11 protein-coding genes and 1 pseudogene are annotated in these 14,770 nt (G+C 72.1%); 9 read left to right on the top strand and 3 right to left on the bottom strand.

From position 1 onward, the window contains the following. The first annotated feature begins 107 nt into the window (after positions 1-107). From ITP53_RS04605 to ITP53_RS60080, 3 genes are all read left to right on the top strand, one after another. Complete coding sequence (locus ITP53_RS04605) at positions 108-1,787, top strand: SpoIIE family protein phosphatase (protein WP_195894011.1); 1,680 nt, start codon at positions 108-110, stop codon at positions 1,785-1,787. An 89-nt stretch (positions 1,788-1,876) separates the two neighbouring features. Further along, positions 1,877-3,322, top strand: a complete 1,446-nt coding sequence (locus ITP53_RS04600; RefSeq protein ID WP_195894010.1) for an FAD-dependent oxidoreductase — start codon at positions 1,877-1,879, stop codon at positions 3,320-3,322. Continuing rightward, complete coding sequence (locus tag ITP53_RS60080) at positions 3,309-3,902, top strand: TetR/AcrR family transcriptional regulator (RefSeq protein ID WP_195894009.1); 594 nt, start codon at positions 3,309-3,311, stop codon at positions 3,900-3,902. Before ITP53_RS04600 ends, ITP53_RS60080 begins: the two co-directional genes overlap by 14 nt. 3 nt (positions 3,903-3,905) lie before the next feature. On the opposite strand, the gene ITP53_RS04590 is transcribed toward ITP53_RS60080, so the two are convergent. Continuing rightward, positions 3,906-4,955 carry an alpha/beta hydrolase gene (locus tag ITP53_RS04590; protein WP_328813955.1) on the bottom strand — a complete coding sequence of 350 codons (1,050 nt, stop codon included), beginning with the start codon at positions 4,953-4,955 and terminating at the stop codon, positions 3,906-3,908. Then, the gene (locus tag ITP53_RS04585; protein WP_195894008.1) at positions 4,952-5,758 is read right to left on the bottom strand and encodes a DUF2306 domain-containing protein; all 807 of its coding nucleotides are present in this window, start codon (positions 5,756-5,758) and stop codon (positions 4,952-4,954) included. The genes ITP53_RS04590 and ITP53_RS04585 overlap by 4 nt, the downstream gene beginning before the upstream one ends. Positions 5,759-5,866: 108 nt before the next feature. On the opposite strand from ITP53_RS04585, the gene ITP53_RS04580 reads away from it, so the two are divergent. The 6 genes and pseudogenes from ITP53_RS04580 to ITP53_RS04555 all read left to right on the top strand — a co-directional run bounded on the left by ITP53_RS04580 (position 5,867) and on the right by ITP53_RS04555 (position 13,804). After that, positions 5,867-6,325, top strand: a complete 459-nt coding sequence (locus ITP53_RS04580) for an oxidoreductase C-terminal domain-containing protein (RefSeq protein WP_195894007.1) — start codon at positions 5,867-5,869, stop codon at positions 6,323-6,325. Then, on the top strand, positions 6,322-7,020 hold the full coding sequence (locus ITP53_RS04575; protein WP_195894006.1) for a TetR/AcrR family transcriptional regulator: 699 nt from the start codon (positions 6,322-6,324) through the stop codon (positions 7,018-7,020). Before ITP53_RS04580 ends, ITP53_RS04575 begins: the two co-directional genes overlap by 4 nt. A gap of 8 nt (positions 7,021-7,028) precedes the next feature. Continuing rightward, positions 7,029-8,129: an alpha/beta hydrolase gene (locus ITP53_RS04570; protein ID WP_195894005.1), complete on the top strand. Its 1,101-nt coding sequence runs from the start codon at positions 7,029-7,031 to the stop codon at positions 8,127-8,129. A gap of 52 nt (positions 8,130-8,181) precedes the next feature. Then, positions 8,182-9,822 (top strand): sulfatase family protein, encoded by a 1,641-nt coding sequence (locus tag ITP53_RS55805; RefSeq protein WP_207755525.1) that lies wholly within the window; start codon positions 8,182-8,184, stop codon positions 9,820-9,822. A 279-nt stretch (positions 9,823-10,101) separates the two neighbouring features. After that, a pseudogene (locus ITP53_RS04560) lies at positions 10,102-10,974 on the top strand (cytochrome P450); the annotation flags it as partial. Positions 10,975-10,978: 4 nt separating this feature from the next. Continuing rightward, positions 10,979-13,804 (top strand): ATP-binding protein, encoded by a 2,826-nt coding sequence (locus ITP53_RS04555; protein WP_328813950.1) that lies wholly within the window; start codon positions 10,979-10,981, stop codon positions 13,802-13,804. 150 nt (positions 13,805-13,954) lie between these two features. Here the strand turns inward: ITP53_RS04555 and ITP53_RS04550 are convergent, their stop codons facing one another. Next, on the bottom strand, positions 13,955-14,482 hold the full coding sequence (locus ITP53_RS04550) for a DUF7134 domain-containing protein (RefSeq protein ID WP_195894004.1): 528 nt from the start codon (positions 14,480-14,482) through the stop codon (positions 13,955-13,957). Positions 14,483-14,770: the final 288 nt, after the last annotated feature.

Below are 14,770 nucleotides of genomic sequence, written 5' to 3'. Positions count from 1 at the left end.
GATCCGCGCCGTGAGGATGAGGGGACGGCGTTTGGGTAAAGCGAGCAGAGCGGGAGACGGAGGGGAGCGGGCATTGAAGGTTCCAGGCGCCGAGGGGACATCGGGCGATGTTTGACGGTGGGAGTGAGCCGCCCCGCCGGTTGCCGGACCTGATCGACGCGGGGACGTACATGGTGGACGAACGAGGGCTGATCGTCGACGTCAACCCGCGGGCCGAGCGGTTGCTCGGCAGGACCGCCGCCGAGCTGATCGGGCAGGACGCCCATGAACTGCTGCACCGGGGGAAACTCGGCGAGCGCGTGCCGCTGGCCAGGTGCCTGATGAGGCAGACGCACCTCACGGGCAGGACCGCGCAGGGCGAGCAGGAGTGGTACGAACGCGGGGACGGCTCTCTGCTGGCGGTCTCCTGGATGATCACTCCCTGCCGGATCGCCACGGGAAGGACGGGCACGCTGGTGATCTTCCACGAGATCGCGCCGTCCGAGACCACCGAGGTGGTGACCCGTGCGGAGGCGATGTCCGATCTCGACCGGCTGACCCTGCTCGCGGAGACGACCACCACGCTCACCTCGACCCTGGACGTCGGCGAGGCGCTGCAGCAGCTGGTGCGCCTGGTGGTGCCGCTGCTGGCGGACTGGGCGGTGGTGGACCTGCTCACCGAGGGGGGAAAGGTGTCGCGCACCGCCGTGGTGCACCACGAGAACGGCGTCCTGGTGCACCGGGAGGACCTGGAGGGCCCGATGCCGCCGGTGCCGCAGGAGTCCCCGATGCCCCTGTCGCGGGCGCTGCGCGGGGTGACCGCGACGCTGGCCGGCCCGGAGAACTACCAGGGGCCTCCGGACTCCGGCATCGCGGTCGCCCAGCGGAAGCTCTTCGAGGTGACCGGCATGCACTCCGCGAGCATCGCGCCGATCCGGGGCCTGCGGGAGGTGATCGGGGCACTGACCCTGGGCCGTTCTGAGCGGGCCGGGGCGTTCACCGCGGCCGACCTCCTGCTGGTCGAGGACATCGCCCGCCGGGCGGGACTCGCGCTGGACAACGCCCGCCTGTACGAGCGGCAGCGTCGGGTGGCCGAGACCATGCAGCGCCACCTGCTGCCGCGGCTGCCGAGCGTGCCGGGGCTGGAGATGGCCGCGCGCTACGTGCCCGCGCCGCGCGCCTCGCAGGTCGGCGGCGACTGGTACGACGCCTTCGTCCTGTCCGACACGGCCACCGGCCTGGTGATCGGCGACGTGGTCGGCCACGACCTCGACGCCGCGGCCGGCATGGCGCAGGTCTGCAACATGCTGCGCGCCTTCGCAGGGACGCAGCCTGAGCCTCCGAGCGCGGTCGTGGACCGGCTCGATCGCGCGGTGGGACGCATGGTCGAGCCGTCGATGGCCACCGTCGTCTTCGGCCGGGTCGAGCACGCCGAGGACGGACGGTGGCACCTGCGCTGGACGAACGCCGGTCATCCGCCCCCGCTCCTGGTCGAGAGCGACGGGCGGACCCGTTTCCTGCACGAAGGGCACAGCCTGCTGCTCGGCACCGGCCTCCCCTGCGACCGCGCCGACGCCTTCACCGAACTGCCGCCGCGCTCTACCCTGCTGCTCTACACGGACGGGCTGATCGAGTCCCCCAGCGACTCCCTCGACGAGGGGCTGTCCCGGTTGTGCGGGAACGCCGCCGCACTGGCCGGCCGTCCCCTGGAACCCCTCTGCGACCTGCTCCTCGACCGCACCCGCCCCGACGACAACGACGACGACGTCGCCCTGCTCGCCGTACGCGTCCCCGCCCCGGTCAGGTAGGTCTCGATGTGCCTTCTTCTCGGTTCACGCGTCACGATGTACGCTACAGATGTAGCGCTACAAATGTAGCGAATGACCGAGGGAGCGTCATGAACGACGTCGTCATCGTGGGGGCCGGCCCGACCGGCCTGATGGTCGCCTGTGAGCTGGCCCTGGCGGGCGTGTCCTGCACGATCGTGGAGAAGCGCGGCACCGACTCCGCCGTCACCCGGGCGTTCGGCCTGCACGCCCGGGCCCTGGAGCTGCTCGACGCCAGGGGCATGGCCGATGAACTGGTCGCGAGGGGTAACCCGCTGCGGACCGTGCACCCCGGCTACGCGACCCGCGTGGACTTCGGCCGGCTCGACACCCGGTATCCGATGCTGCTGATCGTGCCGCAGAGCGGCACGGAGGAGGTCCTGCGCGAGCGCGCCGCCGAACTCGGCGTGGAGATCGTCAGGAACGCGAACGTCGTCGGCCTCTCCCAGGACGCGGAATCCGTCCGGCTCACGCTGGCGGACGGAACCGATCTGCCGGCCAGGTATGTCATCGGCGCCGACGGCGCGCACAGCACCGTACGCGAACTGCTGGACGTGGGCTTCACCGGGGAGACCTACAGCATGCCCATGCTGCTGGCCGACGTCCGCGTCCCCGGCCCCGGCCTGCCGCCCATCAACCAGGTGAGCGCCCAGGGCGCGATCGTGGCGATACCGTTCGGAGACGGCTGGTTCCGGGTCGGCGCGTGGCTGCTGAACGGCGACTCCGAGGCAGGGGAGGCGAGCTTCGCGCAGATTCGCGACGCGTTCCACCGCATCGCAGGCACCGACTACGACATGAGCGAGCCGCGCTGGTTCTCCCGATTCGCCGCCGAACGCCGCCAGGCCCGCGACTACCGGTCCGGCCGGGTCTTCCTGATCGGGGACGCCGCGCACGTGAGCTCACCCGTCGGCGGCCAGGGCATGAACACCGGCATCCAGGACGCCGTCAACCTCGGCTGGAAGCTCGCCGCCGAGCTGCGTGGCTGGGCTCCGCGGTGGCTGCTCGACACCTACCACGCGGAACGGCATCCGGTGGGCGCCGCCGTACTGGCGATGACCGACCGCCTCACCCGGTTGGTGCTGGCCGGATCCGGCATCCGCCTGGAGATCAACCGGCGGGTCATGGCGGCGCTGTTGCGCACCGGCGCCGGCCGCCGCCGCATCCTCGGGACACTGTCCGGGCTGGAGATCGCCTATCCGCCCGGCGAAGCGCGCCCCCACCCGCTCGCGGGCCGTCGAGCCGTGGACGGGCCGACGGATCAGGGCCGCCTGTACGAGGTGCTGCGTGACGGCCGCTTCGTCCTGCTGGCGGACGACGGCGTGGCCGCCCCATGGCGGGACCGCGTACGGCAGGTCCGGCCCCTCGGCCGGCTCGGGCCGCGGGCCGCGCTGATCCGGCCCGACGGTTACGTCGCCTGGGCCGGCGATCACGACGGCATCCGCGCGGCTCTGGTGAAATGGTGTGGCCAGGCAGACCACCCCGACCCGGGAGACCGACCGGACCGTGCCAGCGCCTAACCCGCAGCGCCGTGATCGCATCGCCGACGCCGCCATCGCCGTGCTCGCAGAACAGGGGTCACGCGGGCTGACCCACCGGGCGGTCGACACCGCCGCCGCGGTGCCGGCGGGCACCACCTCGCGCTACTTCCGCACCCGCGACGCCCTGGTCAACGGGATCATCGAGCGGATCACCCGGCGCCTCGGCGAGCGCGTGGACAGCCATGTCGTACGCCCGCTCGCGCCCGCCGATCTGGAGCAGGCCCTGGTGGCGGTCATGACCTCGATGCTGACCGAGGACCCCCACGAGCCGCTGGCCCTGTTCGAGCTGCACCTGGAGAGCAACCGCAGCCCCCACCTGCGGAGCCGGCTCACCGAGGCCATCCGCGGCAGGCGCGACCTCATCGCCCGCCAGTGCCGCGCCGCCGGCATCGACGTCACCGACGACGACGCGATGCTGCTGGAGATGAGCGTGCTGGGCATCCTGTTCACCGCACTGACCACCGGCATCGAGGACGACGTGGGCGAGTCGATCCGCACCGCCGTGGGCGCGCTCCTGGCCGGATACCGGGGGCGGCCGGCCCAGGAGCAGGCCCGTTAGCGGTCAGGCGAGACCGTCGAGGATCTTGACGATCTCGGGCCGGTGCAGGGGCCCGGCGTGGGGTGCGGCCACGGTGTGCACCTTGAAGCGGTTGCGAGGGGTGAGCCGGTCGGCTTCGCGGATCATCCGGTCCTGCAACGCCACAGGGAACGTACGGTCCTTGCTGAATCGGACGTACGTGCGCGGGATGCGCCCCCACGTACGGGCGTCGACCTTGACGTCCGCGCCCCACACGGCGGCGGCCTCGTCGGGCTGGAGGGAGTTGAGCATGGCGCGCAGCGCCTCGTCGGTGAAGTCGGCGGCGAGGGCCGCCTTGAAGGCCGCGACGTCCTTGGGGTTCCCCGAGCGCCAGTTGATGCGGGCGACGCCCAGCTCGGCCGGGTTCCCGATCGCCGGGACGGGCAGTGCGCCGCCGTTCTCCGGCACCTGCTGGTAGTCGCCCATGGTGGCCAGGTCCACGCAGAGGAAGGCGTCGATGTAGACGAGGTGCCTGATGCGGCCGGGAATGGCGTTGCCGAGCCTGCCGAGCACGGCGCCGCCGGCGTCACCGTGCCCGGCGAGGATGACCGGGCCGCGCGCGCTCGCCCGCGTGACGACGCGTTCGACGTGCTCGGCGTAGTCGTCGACGGTGAGTTTCGCGGTGGGTGAGGGCTCGGTGGCCAGCGCCTTGAGGTCCTGGGGCGCCTGGTACGCCTTGGGGTAGTAGGCGCCGGGCCCGTGGCCGGGCAGGTCGACGGCGAGCGCCCGGTGACCGCGCAGGGCGAGCTCGCCGATCAGCGGCCCCCACCAGGACGACGAGCAGGACGTGCTGTGCACGAGGACGAAGGTCGGCGCCTGCTCGCGGTCGCCGTCCGCGCGCGCCGCCGCCGGGGCGGCCAGCGCCGCGACGGCGGCGCCGGTCGCCGTGGCCGCGGTGCCGCGCAGGAGGTTGCGTCGAGTGGGCTCGGACATGCTGGGATCTCCCTCGGAGTGGTCGGGGTCGATGACCGGAGTGGCCGGGTCGATGGATCGGCGGCGGAGCGGCACCACGGGCTGGTCGCGACGCGCGATCACGCGCGCGCGTCCTGCGCGCCGGCGGGCACCGCCGCCGGCTGCTGAGGGATGGGCTCCGTGACGGTCCCCGTGGCGGAACCTGCGGTGGGTTCCGGGGTGCGCGGGGTGGCGGGCCGGCGACGGCGGGCGGCGCCGCGATACTGCAGCCACCATTCGGCGATGAGGAGGTTGACGACCCAGCTCAGCCAGACGGCGGCGGAGGTCGCCGACTGCACCATCGCGATCTCGTCCCCCTTGTACGTCGACTCCAGCTGCGGCATGGCCAGACCGAGGGTCACCAGCACCCAGAGCCGGTTCACCACGATCGAGAAGCACAGCATGAAGGCGCGCACCATCCACTTGCGGTGCTCGGCGAAGCGGCGCTCGCGGGCCGCCCGGTAGCCGGCCCACGACGTGTACAGCCACAGGAGGCTGAGCAGCAGGTTCCCGAGCTGGGCGGCCACGCCCTGGCTGTGCAGCACGGAGACCAGCACGCCGAGCAGCCCGGCGGGCAGGACGCCCGCGAAGACGTAGATCCGGCCGATCCACCGGTGCACGGCGGGAAAACGCCCGCGAAACCACGGCCACACCTGGACGCAGCACGCCATCAGCGCGATGGAGCCGAACGAGATGTGGGCGGCCACCAGCCAGAAGTGCAGCATCCAGATGCTCTCCCGCAGCTCGATGCGGGGGGTCATGGCGAGGTACGGCGGCAGCGAGAACGCCAGGAACACGACGCAGATCACCACCAGCGGCGCGATCCACGGACGTTCCCACGACCGGGGCCACCATCGGGACTTACTCGTGGGTGTGCGTTCTGTCATGGTCGCTCCTCAACGGGTTGCGTACAGTGCACGCAGATTAGCGTATGTCATACTCTTATTTGGGTATAGCATACGCAGAAGAGTCGTGAAGGAAAGGAGCGAAGCGTCATGAGGGTGACCGTCGACCCCGGGATCTGCCAGGGCTACGCCTGCTGCCTGATGGAGGCGCCGTCGGTGTTCGACATCGACGACTCGGCCGGCAAGGCCGTCGTCCAGCGGGCGGAGCCTCCCGAGGAGGCGTGGGACGAGGTCGAGGCGGCGGCCGCCGACACCCTGCTCATGGGGGACGACCCCTACACCCCGATACCGTACTTCTGGTCCGACCAGTTCGAGGCGAAGGTCCGGTTCATCGGCCGGGCCGGGCCCGAGGACGAGGTGCGCATACAGGAGGACGGCGACTCGATGGTGGCCCTGTTCGGCCGGAACGGCCTGCTGCGCGGCGCGCTGTGCGTCAACGCCGCCCGCGCCCTGGCGACCTACCGCCGCGCCATCCTCGACGGGACGCCCTGGGGCGACCTCGTGGGCGACCTCGTGGGAGCCGTCGTAGGAGCAAGGAGCACGCGATGACCGGCAGTCCCGACAAGCCCACGGACGCCGCCTGGCTCTGGGGAGACCGCCGGCGCCCGCCGCGCGGTCCCAAGCCGGCGCTGAGCCTGGACAGGATCGTATCCGAGGCCATCGACATCGCCGACGCCGAAGGGCTGGCCGCGCTGTCCATGCAGCGGCTGGCCACCCGGCTCGGCTCGGGGACGATGTCGCTCTACCGGCACGTCTCCACCAAGGACGACCTCATCAGCCTGATGCTGGACACCGCCATCGGCCCGCCGCCGCCCGAGCAGACCGACCCGGAGCGCTGGCGGGCCGGCATCGAACGCTGGGCCAGGGACACCCGCGACATCTTCCTGCGCCACCCGTGGGCCCTCGCCCTCGTCACGACCCGCCGCGTCCTGGGCCCGAACGAGACCGCCCGGCTGGAGGCCGCCCTGGCCACCATGTCCGGCTCCGGCCTGACGCCCGCCGAGGCGCTCGAGACCGTGCTCCTCGTCAACGGCTACGTCAGAGGAGCCACCCAGCCCGCCGTCGACGAGCAACCGCAGAGTTTCACCGAGATCTACGAGCTGGTCAGGGACGCGCGGGAGCGCTTCCCCCACCTGAACGCCGTACTCGACCACCTGGGGGAGCACGGCGCACCGGCGGGCGACGGCTTCGAGTTCGGGCTGCGCCGAGTCCTGGACGGCATCGAGACCTACCTGAACCGATAGCGAGAACCATGTTCGAGTTTCCTCTGGAGCCCGCGACGGTGTTCGCGGAGCGCGCACTCCAGTTCGCCGGCTGGGGCATCCCCGAGCCGGTGATCTCGCGGGTCCGCGCGAGCGTCGACGACATGTGGGGTGACGGGCCGTCGAGCTGGGTCCCCGTCTGGCGTGCGGAGGCCCTGGCGGCCGAGGCCGGCGAGCAGTGGCTGACGGCCGCGCTGTGCTGGGGTGCGGCCAGGTTCCCCTGCCTGGCCGGCCCCGCGCGGGTCCAGGCGTACGAACGGCAGCTGGCGTGCTATCCCAAGGCCGCCGCGTTCGAGCGCTGGGTCTGCGAGGTGCCCTACCGCTCGGGCACCACGCCGGTGCCGGTCCACCTCTATCGCGGTGACAGCAGGTCGCTGCTGGTCATGAGCGGCGGAGTGGACACCTGGAAGGTCGAGGTGCACCGTACCGCGCTGGCGGCGGCCCGCGGCATGACCGTGGCCGTGCTCGACATGCCGGGCACCGGCGAATCAGAGGTCCCCCTGGCCGCCGACGCCGACGTCATCCTCGCCGGAGCCGTTGAGCGGATCGCCGGGCACGTCGGGGCCGGGCGTACCGCGTTCGTCGGCCTGAGCTTCGGCGGGCACTGGGCCGCCAAGCTCGCCCTCACCGGCCGGGTGCACGCCGCCGTCGACATCGGCGGGCCGGTCGGCGCCGCGGGGCACACCGTCGACCTCAGCACACTCCCCAACGGCATGCCGGGCATCGTCGGCCACGCCCTCGGCCTGGCCGCGCTCCCGACCGCGGACGACGCGGACCGCTTCGCCGCGGACTTCTCACTGCGCCGGCAGGGGCTGCTGGACGACCCGCTTCCCGTGCCCCTGCTGGCCGTCAACGGGACGGCCGACCCGTACCTGCCGGCGGAGGACACCGCGGTCTTCCACGGCGACCCGAACGCCACCGCGTGGCTCGTCCCCGGCGCCGGCCACTGCGCCTCAGAACACCTCGCCACGCTGCTGCCTGCGGCCCTGGCCTGGCTCCGCTTCCAGCTCGAACGCGACCCCAGAAGCGCCGCGGACCTGATCAGGGCCCGCCACACCATCGACCCCCTCCTCGCCGGATCACCTGGCTGATTCCCCTGGGGGGCGCCAAGGAGACACCAAGGAGAGAGGAGAGGATGCCACGATGGTTGCACGGACGAAGGTCAGATGGATGGTCCGGATCGGGCTGGTCCTCACCATGGTGCTGACGGCCGTGATCGCGATCGGCGGCCCCGAGGCCGCGTCCGCGCGCGAGGCGCCGAAGAAGCCCAACATCGTCATGATCATGACGGACGACCAGTGGCTGGAGTCGATGCGGGTCATGCCCCGCACCCGCGAGCTGCTGGGTGCGGGCGGCGTGGACTTCGCGAACTTCTACGCCTCCGAGTCGATCTGCTGCCCGTCCCGCGCGACGTACCTGACCGGCCAGTACGCCCACAACAACGGCGTCAGGCACAACGCGCCCCCGGCCGGCGGCTACGGCAAGCTCAACGACAAGAACACGCTGCCGGTCTGGCTGAAGAACGCCGGCTACGCCACCTCCCATATCGGGAAATATCCGAACGGCTATGGCAAAGGCGACAAGACGTACGTCCCACCGGGCTGGACGGAATGGCGTGGCTCCATCGACCCCACGACCTACCTCATGTACGGCTACACGCTCAACGAGAACGGCAAGCTGACGACGTACGGCGACCCGAAGGTCGAGGACCCGCGCTACTACCAGACCGATGTCTACCGCGACAAGTCGGTCGACTTCATCAACCGCATGGCCAAGGCAGACCGGCCGTTCTTCCTCAGCACGGCCTTCCTCGCCCCGCACGGGGAGGACCTGGCGGCGGCCGGTCAGCCCAGGGCGGGCGGCGCGGGTGTCGGCCCCGCACCCAGGCCCGCGCCCAGGCACAAGGGGAAGTTCGCCGACGAGCCCATGCCTCGCAAGCCCTGGTTCGACGAGGCCGACGTCTCCGACAAGCCTGCGTACATGCGGGCATACCCGAGGCTGACCGCGCAGGCCAAGACCCAGATCGAGAAGAGCTACCGGGGCCGGCTGGAGGCACTGCTCGCCGTGGACGAGGCCGTCGAGCGGATCGTCGGCACGCTGCGGCAGACCGGGCAACTGGACAACACCTACCTGGTCTTCGCCGCCGACAACGGCTTCTTCTTCGGCGAGCACCGCATCCCGACGGGCAAGTACCTGCCGCATCAGGCGTCCTCGCACCTGCCTCTCTACGTGCGCGGCCCCGGCCTGCCGGCCGGGCGCACGTCGAGGGAACTGGTCAACAACACCGACCTCGCCGCCACGATCGCCGACGCCGCCGGCGTGCGTCCCGGGCTGGCGGTCGACGGGCGCTCGCTGCTGCCGTACGCCCGCGACCCGGAAAAGACGAGCCTGCGTCCGGTGCTGCACGAGGCGGGCAACGGCGCCCTGCCGACCGTCGCGGCCGAGACCTCGGCGAAGGACGACCCGTCCGGCGCCGCCGCCGCGCGCGGCGACCTCGACCAGGACTTCACGGTCGCGCAGGGCCGCAGACCGCCGGGTCAGGGCCAGGTGCTCAGCGTGGCCTACGAGGCGATCAGGACCAGGCGTTACCTGTACGTCCGCTACGTCAAGGGCGAGCGCGAGCTGTACGACTACTCGGTCGACCCCCACGAACTGCGCTCGCGCCACGAGGATCCCGCGTACGCCGAGGTCGTCGAGCACCTCGACCGCCACCTCGACCAGCTTCAGGGCTGCAAGGGCACAGCCTGCGGCCGGGCCGTTCCCGCCCCGCCCGATCCCCGGTGATCGGGCGCGGGCACCGGGGAGGCTGGTTGGTCCAGCCTGTGGTCACCGAGAGGAACCGGCCCTCGCCCGTGAACATCGGTCCTCCGTCGTCGGTGGTCAGGGCGTTGGTACGGGTCACCCGCGCGGTCGCTGAGACGACCTGACAAGATCGCGCCAGAGGTATCAGCCACCTGTCAGCACGGCCGCGCATCGTGAGGGACGACACCGAACGAGGCGAAAGGAAACGCCGTGCCCGACTCCCTCCCCATCCTGGTGGAGCTGCCGACCACGCGTCCCGAGGGCCGTTTCACCGTCCGCAGGATGCGGCTGCTCACGGAGCGCGTCGAGCAGGTCACGGCCGAGCACCTGGACGCGATGGAGCGGCAGGGCCCGCCGGTCGACCTGGTGAAGGCGTACGCGGAGCCGATTCCCGCCCTGATGATCTGTGAGCTGCTCGGCGTCCCCTTCGCCGACCGCGAGCTCTTCCAGCGCCACGCGGTGACCGTGAACTCCAACGACGCCACGCCGGAGGAGAAGTACGCCGCCTTCGCCGGGCTGCAGGGATATCTGGGCGAGCTGGTGCGGGCCAAGCGCCGCGACCCCACCGATGATCTGCTCAGCGACCTGACCACCGGCGACCTCACCGACGAGGAGCTCACCAACGTCGGCGTGCTGCTGCTGGGCGCCGGAGTCGACACCACCGCCAACATGCTCGCGCTGGGCACCTTCGCGCTGCTGAGCAACCCCGCCCAGCTCGCCGCCCTGCGTGCCGGCCCGGGCCTCGCCGACCGGGCCGTGGAGGAGTTGCTGCGCTACCTGACCATCACGCACACGGGGGTCAGGACGGCGCTCGAGGACGTCGAGCTCGCCGGTCAGGTGATCAAGGCCGGTGACAGCGTCGCCATCTCGGGGCAGGCCGCCAACAGGGACCCGGCCAGGTTCGCCGACCCCGACGTCCTCGACCTGCGCCGGCCCGCGACCGGGCACGTGTCCTTCGGCCACGGCGTACACCAGTGCCTGGGGCAGCAACTGGCCAGGGTCGAGCTGCGGGTCGCCTTTCCCGCGCTGGTCACCCGGTTCCCTGGGCTGCGCCTGGCCATCCCGGCCGAGGACGTGCCGCTGCGCACCAACTCGGACATCTACGGCGTCCACCGGCTCCCTGTCGGCTGGTGAGGACGTGAAAACCGCATCGAGTACGCCGGCGGACCCCAGATCCCGCCCGTGGCTCGGGCACGGTGGCTCGACCGCGGACCTGCCGGCCGGCTCCTGCCTCGACGCCGGAGTCGCCGCGGCGCGCCGTACTCCCGCCGTACGGCTGGAGGACCTGCGGGTGGCGGCGGCGGAGGATCGTTTCGAGGCGGAGCTGCGCCTGGGCAGGCACGCGCACGTGCTGTCCGAGCTGGCGGAGGAGGCCGCCAGGCATCCGTTGCGCGAGCGGTTCGCCGTTCTGCGGATGCGCGCCCTGTACGCGGCGGGACGGCGGTCCGACGCCCTGGACGTGTACGAGGACATGCGGCGCGGACTGGCCGAAGAGCTCGGCGTGGATCCCTCTGCCGAGCTCCAGCAGACCCACCTGGCCGTGCTCCGGGGCGAGCTCGACCGGCCGCGGGCGCACTCGGAGCCGCCACCCGGCCGCCTGCTGACGCAGCTGACCAGCTTCGTCGGCCGGGAGGAGGAGATGAGCCTGCTGGCCGGGCTGATGGAGACGTCCAGGCTGGTCACCGTCGTCGGCCCTGGTGGCGTGGGCAAGACCAGACTGGCGGTGGAGGCGGCGACCCGGCATCCGGCGTACCGGCGGGGCCGGGTGTGGTTCGTCCCGCTGGCCGAGGTGAGTTCGCCCGACCGGCTGGCCGACGCGGTGCTCGGCGCGCTCAGGGGGTTCCGGCCTCCGGAGACCGGGCACGGGGCGACGCGGCTGATCGAGCGGGTGGCCGAGCTGCTCGGCGCCGATGACGCGGTGCTGGTGCTGGACAACTGCGAGCACCTGGTGGCGGCGGTCTCGGTGTTCGGCGATCAGCTCCTGGACCTGTTGCCGCGGTTGCGCGTGCTGGCCACCAGCAGGGAGTCCCTGGCGGTCATCGGGGAGGCGCTGTGCCCGCTCGGGCCGCTGGACGTGCCCGCGGAGACCGCGGAGCCGGCCGAGGCGGGCGGGTCGGCGGCGGTGCGGCTGTTCGTCGATCGGGCCGCCGCCGTACAGCCCGGCTTCGCGCTGGAGGAGTCCACGGCAGGCCCGGTGGCGGACATCTGCCGGCGGTTGGACGGGCTGCCGCTGGCGTTGGAGCTGGCGGCGGCCAGGTTGCGTTCGATGAGCGTGAGCCAGATCGCGCACCGCCTCGACGACCGGTTCCGGCTGCTCAGCTCGGGCAACAGGGCGGCGCTGCCGCGCCAGCGGACGCTGCTGGCGGTGATCGAGTGGAGCTGGGACCTGCTGACCGATCAGGAGCGGGTGCTGGCCAGGCGGATGTCGATATTCCCCGGCGGGGCGAGCGGCGCCGCGATCGAGGCGGTCTGCTCGGACGCGGGGCTGCCAGGCGAGGACGTCTTCTACGTGCTCAGCTCGCTGGTCGACAAGTCCATCGTGGCGAAGACCGGCGACCGGTACCGGATGCTGGAGACCATCCGCGCGTACGCGGCCGGCAGGCTGCGGGCCGATGAGCGGGGGATCGTCGCGGCCGGTTTCGCGCGGTACTTCGTGGGGCTCGGCGAGGAGTACGAGCCCCTGCTGCGTACGGGTGCGCACCAGCTGGCGTCGATAGCGATGTTCGACGCCGAGTACGACAACCTGGTCTTCGCGCTGCGATCGGCCATCGACGGCGGCCACGCCGACACGGCCTGGCGGCTGCTCGGCCCGCTCTATTGGTACTGGAACGTACGGTTCGACGCCAGGTCCGACGACTTCGTGGCCGAGGTGCTGCGCTTCGGCGACGCGCTGCCCGGCCATGCGCGGGCCGCGTTCACCGCGGTGCACCTGCTGGCCGGCAACAGCGGCACGATGCCCGCCGACAGCGCGCTGGTGCGTTCGGTGCTCGAGGACTGTGCCCGCACCGGGGCGATGGAGCGCTGTCCGGCGCTGGTGGTGGTGGCGCCGGCCGGGGCGTACCTCTATGGGTTCGACGAGCTGGCGGAACGCGAGCTCCAGCGGGCCAGGCAGCACCCGGAGCAGTGGGCGCGGGCCTGCGCACTCCTGGTGGAGGCCTTCATCCGCGCCGATCGCGGCGACTGGGAGGGCAGCGCGACGCCGCGGGAACGGGCGGTGCGGGAGTTCGAGCAGACGGGGGAGCGTTACGGGCAGGCGGTCTCGCTGGCCGCCATGGCGCGCGCCCATTCGGTCGAGGGCGAGCACGACAAGGCCGTCGCCGAGGCGGAGCGCAGCGTGACACTGGCCGCCGAACTCGCTCTGGAGCAGGAGATCTATCACCGGGCCTGGCTGGCGACCGTGCGGATGCGCGGGGGCGACCTGGAGGGCGCCCGGCGAGACGTCGACGCGGCGCGACGGCGGGCGAGTGACCGTGGTCAGCGGCATGTGGAGATCGAGCTGCTGCTGTGCGTCGCCGACCTGCACCGCCGCTCGGGTGAGCCGGAGCAGGCCGACGCGGCGCTCGACCGGCTGGAGGCGCTCGCCGGGGAGCTGTCGATGCCCTGCGAGGTGACCGCGAGCCGGGTCGCGCCGGTCAGGATGGCGAACCTGCTCGCGACGGGGGCCGCGGCGCGGGCCCGCGCGCTCCTGCCCGAGGCCGTGCGCGGGGCGTTCGCCGTCCGCGACGTCGCCTCCGCCGCGCAGCTCCTGGCCCGGCTGCTCTGCCTGGAAGGCGATCCGGCGGGCGCGGCCACCGCGCTGGGGATGAGCCAGGTCATCCGCGGCGCCTTCGACCACGGCGACCCCGAGCTGCGCGAGCTGACCACGGAGCTCGTACGGCGGCTCGGCCAGGCCGGCTACGACGCGGCCTACCGCCTGGGCGCCTGCCTTCCGAGGGCCGACGCGCTCCACCGGCTGACCACGTGACCGGCGGCTCACCCTCCGGTGGATCGCCTGCGACCTGAGGCGTACGCCGCCGGTGCCGTGGATCCGACTTCGGGTGGTCGTGCGGGAGGCGGGCCGTCTCTAGCGTCGGACCCTGACGAAAGGAACACATCTCGCGATGAACGCGCTACGTCAGGGCTGGCCGCCGATCCTGCTGTTGATGGGGTTACGCTGGTCACGCTCATGTTCCAGGCGCTCGGCGCGTTCCCGCAGCCCCGCGAGATAGGCCCGTCTCGTCTGAACCGTCACCCCGAGCAGCACTGCCGCGGCCATGGCGAAGGTCAGCGTCACCAGGTCGTCCCACCGCAACCCGCCCAGGAACGCACCGGAGAGGAACGCCCCCTCGATCACCGTCACCGGCGGCACCAGCCGGCGCCACGGGCGGTGCCGGGCGACCGTGTACGCCGCCACCAGGATCGCCGCCGCCGGATGAATCGCCTGGACCCCGGCGGCGTACGCCACCAGGCCGAGCCCGACGGTCACATAGAGGACAGGAACCGGCGCCCGCCGCCGCCACACCAGGGGAAGGCAGACAGCCCAGAGCCACCCCCATCCGGCCGAACCCTCCACGAACCCGCCCGCCACCGCGACCAGCACGGCGAGACCCGCGTCCACTGCTCGCGGGTGACGTTCGCCGGAGGCGAGGATCCGACGGATCACGACAATCGACGCTACCGGTCGGTTCCGGCCCCCACACCCACCTCAAGACGCACCTTGGGGGCCGCCGCCTACGACTCAAGTCGTAGGTGACCGCCTCATTCGGGTACTCCGCGCTGGACCCTCGCAACCCGGGCAAACGGAAAACCGGTCGACGGCCCATGGCGGCCCCTGCCACCATGGGCCGTGATGTCCCGAGCCTAGAAGTACCTCGATCACCGCAGGGGATGGTCTCTGGAGCGGGCGCCCGGCGTGGCGGCCCCCTCCCATCCCTCTGTTCCGGCTGTTCGC

The organism is Nonomuraea cypriaca (assembly GCF_015645445.1).
Lineage (GTDB): Bacteria > Actinomycetota > Actinomycetes > Streptosporangiales > Streptosporangiaceae > Nonomuraea > Nonomuraea cypriaca.
This window is presented reverse-complemented; position numbering and strand designations above follow the sequence as displayed.